At 58.8% G+C, this 3,382-nt stretch carries 3 protein-coding genes; 2 read left to right on the top strand and 1 reads right to left on the bottom strand.

The window, feature by feature from the left end; genetic code table 11:
* Nucleotides 1-414: 414 nt before the first annotated feature.
* Both WCJ41_RS20780 and WCJ41_RS20775 read left to right on the top strand, forming a co-directional pair.
* Nucleotides 415-1,584, top strand: a complete 1,170-nt coding sequence (locus WCJ41_RS20780) for a hypothetical protein (RefSeq protein WP_336907745.1) — start codon at nt 415-417, stop codon at nt 1,582-1,584.
* Between the two features lie 24 nt (nt 1,585-1,608).
* Entirely contained in the window at nt 1,609-2,481 is an 873-nt protein-coding gene (locus tag WCJ41_RS20775; RefSeq protein ID WP_336907744.1) for a hypothetical protein, read from the top strand.
* A 690-nt stretch (nt 2,482-3,171) separates the two neighbouring features.
* Here WCJ41_RS20775 and WCJ41_RS20770 read toward each other — a convergent pair.
* A partial coding sequence (locus WCJ41_RS20770) for a hypothetical protein (protein WP_336907746.1) occupies nt 3,172-3,382 on the bottom strand: 211 nt, incomplete at its 5' end.

Here is a 3,382-nt window from a genome sequence, read left to right as displayed (position 1 = left end):
CAGCATCAATCGAAAGAAGCCCCGTATTCCGGGGCTTTTCTGCATTTTGGATCATCCACTCCCCCGGTGAATGAGGGTGGAACCCTGGGATGGAAACCCCGGCTCAGGGTTCCAGTTTCCACCCTTCAGGGTTCCACTCAGGTTTCCACATCCAGGGTTCCACCCAACGAGGTTTCCATGATCCCCGAGAGCTACGGCACGCTTGCGTCGCAAGATCCCTTGTTGACAGCGCCTCTCACAAGATCCGGCATGAACCAGAAGCGCCTTCATCGCGCAGCTTGGCATTGAACACTCCTCGCAGTGACCATTTTCGGTACAAATACGGATTGCATTGCCTCGCCCGGATGTCGGACCACAACACTCTCCACTGCCGCCACGGCGAGCGATGGCCAATCAGAGACAAGCGGGTGCCCAATGCCAATTCTGCCCAACCAGAACCGCCGCCATTTCGTGACATCGCTGATGGGCGGATCGCTCGCGGCGATGGCCGCGGGGGGCGTTTCAGCAACAGAAGGCCGGGCCGACAGCCAAACGGCGCAGGGCGTCGCGCCGGACGACCCGGTCATGCACTACTGGAACAGGCCGCTCTCCGAACTCGTCGACATCGGACCCTACACCGCTCCGGCCGAGGAAATGGAGCGCCATCGCGTCTATGCAAATCTCGTGCTGGCGCTGCTTCATGGCTACTTCAACGGCAACAAGGACGGCGATACCGGGGACTATCCCTGGCGGTCATCGCAGCGCATCGCCGGAAGTGGGACGCAGTCCCTCTACGCTGGTGGCAGATATCTCGGACATAACATCTGTTGCGTTGCGGTTGACGGCGATGGTGACATCATCGATTTCGACTTCAATCACAACTCGATCTTCAACAGTTCCGTCGAGCACGCCGAGGCGCGCTTGATCAAGCGCATCTTCAGCCTCTCCGATATTCACCAGGACTGGGACAGCGCGGTTGGCGCAGATGATCGCTGGAACCTCAGTTCATCGGCTGAAAAGGCTCCAATGAAGGGCCAGATGGACGACGACTACGGCCGGTCGCTGTCAAACGTAACGATCTACACCTCGCTTGAATCCTGTGCGCAGTGCTCTGGCATCATGACGCTCGCCAACATCAAGCAGGTGGTTTTCCTGCAGCCCGATCCTTCGCAGTACATGATCGGAAAGATCATGTACCGTCTGTCGCGTCCGGTGGGCCAGGAGGGAGGCCCCGGCGCGCCGCGCCCGATTTCGGCGACCGAAGTGGGCATTGAAACCACTGCCCGGTTGGATCATGACTACAAGACGTTCCAGGCAGCCGTGGGCACCGGACTTGGCAAGACGCCCTTCTACAAGCCACCTGGATCCGACAATGACCCGGCCCAATGGAGCGGGGGCAAGTCGATCACCGGTTTCCTGTGCAGCGATCTGGCCTTTGCAGACTTTCGGTCGGGCCGAGAGGCGCTCGATGCGATGACGCTTGCCCATGCGGACTTCCGGCCCGAAGGACAGCAGATGCTGACCAACATGGAGGTGCTGAGCCAGGCTCGGCACTTCCTCAACTATGCTCTGACCGAGGGGCGGCGTGGCACGCCGCACCGCTGAACCATCAAACGAGGGCGCACAGCCATGAAAATCATGCCCATCCTCTTCCTGCTCATCGCCGCCATGGCCGCACCTGTCGCCGCGCAGGCCGACAGCCGATGGAACAATGCGCCCTATGTATCCGCGCCTCCTGTGGTCACCGAGACGCCTGATGAACTCAAGTCCCGGGTCGTCGAGATATCAACGTTCCCGACAGACCTCGATCCGCGAATCTGGGACGGTGACAAGTTGCGTGAAGATGTTCGCCAGCGCACGCTGGAGGTGATCGAGTACATGTTCGCCGAACTGAAGCTGAAGAATGTCACAATCCAGTCAGTCGAGGTGCGCGGCAGCAACGTTTCCTATGAGTATGATGACGCCGCCGACTTCGGCGTGCGGGTATTCCTAGACACCTCAGCCTACAAGGGCAGCATTGAGGATCTGGCTGCGCGGATCAAGAGCTACAACGCTTTCATAGAGGTGAAGCATGAGGGCAAGGTGCTGTTGCACGGCGTGCCGCTGGAGGTGAACTTCTACGTGATCCGTAGCGCACGGTTGAACCCGGTGAAGGGCGTTGGCCATTATTCGATCACGGAAGACAAGTGGATGGAACGGCCGGCCGTACAAGAGAGCAAGTTTGACCGTAACCAGATGCTGGCGGACATGACTGGAGTCACGACCACCTACAACGGTCTCGTGACGGCCTATTTCGCCGATAAGCAGGGCTTCGAATGCAGCCGCTGGAAAGATTTCTCAAAGAGCCTTGGTGACTACCGCAACGCCGGAATTGACAAATCCGGCACGCGCTCGACCGAGAACCTCGTCTACCGGCTGTTGCGACGGCTGAAGGTAAATGTGGTGGAGCAGTCTTCCGCCCTCGCACTCGAATGCCAGAACATCCACTGGTCGCTGGACTGACGAACACGCAGCATGTCCGCTTGATCCCATCAGGATGCAGCACTGGGTTTGAAGGATGAACTTCGCTCGGAGGCACGAACGCAGGGCAATGCTTGGTGGTTGCCAGCAAGAAGACGCTTGTCGGTTCTCGCGGCATACCGGGTGTCCGATTGCTGCGCCGTGGCAAGCAGATCAAAACACATTGGAGTCCCAGCGACCAGGCCTTCGTGCAATGGCTCAGCATCCTAGGTTTCTGAAACACGTGTCTGTCCCAAGGTTCGGCATGCTTGGGCTGAGGTTGAGGCCAGGAAAATCCTCCTATCTTCGCGCTCGGCAAGGCCGATAGCAAGACCCGGTATGGCCGCTCCCGCCATGATGTGCAGGAACGACGAGGTCGCCCAGTTTCAGGAATCTCATGAGACGTCCCGAACTGGGTGAGATCCTCAGGGCGAAGGCGGATACGAACTGATGAGACAGCGGACTTTCGCCTGACTCCCCGATGCATGCCTGGCGCGCTCTGCGCATTGCCTGACCGTCGAAATTGTGGATGGCAGTCTTGTCAGGACTTGCGGCGTCATGGGCAGACCCCATTGCACGGCCAATCCTCAGTCAATTGACATGCCTCAATGCAAGTTGAGTTCATGCGCCCAGACTATTCTCTGACTTCTCGGGATAGCGAGTCCTCATGCGTTCAACGCCCTCGCAAAATCGTCAACTGATGAAAGAGCATGATATGACAGAGTTTAGATCGCGCCTGCGCATTGCCGCGACTTCATTGCTGCTGGTTGCGGCTGTAAACGCCGCATCTGCCGGCACCGCGGATTGCAACCGCATCGTGGTGACGGGGCATCCTCGTTGAATGGGGATATCGGCGCCGAAGGTGCGGCGGATGGCCTTGCTCAACGCCTTGGAGCCATCCACC

It is taken from the genome of Aestuariivirga sp., from assembly GCF_037139295.1.
Lineage (GTDB): Bacteria > Pseudomonadota > Alphaproteobacteria > Rhizobiales > Aestuariivirgaceae > Aestuariivirga.
This window is presented reverse-complemented; position numbering and strand designations above follow the sequence as displayed.

Excerpts from the sequence above, each read along its gene's own strand:
- WCJ41_RS20780 (WP_336907745.1), top strand. The coding sequence starts at position 415 with ATGCCAATTCTGCCCAACCAGAACCGCCGCCATTTCGTGACATCGCTG.
- WCJ41_RS20775 (WP_336907744.1), top strand. The coding sequence starts at position 1,609 with ATGAAAATCATGCCCATCCTCTTCCTGCTCATCGCCGCCATGGCCGCA.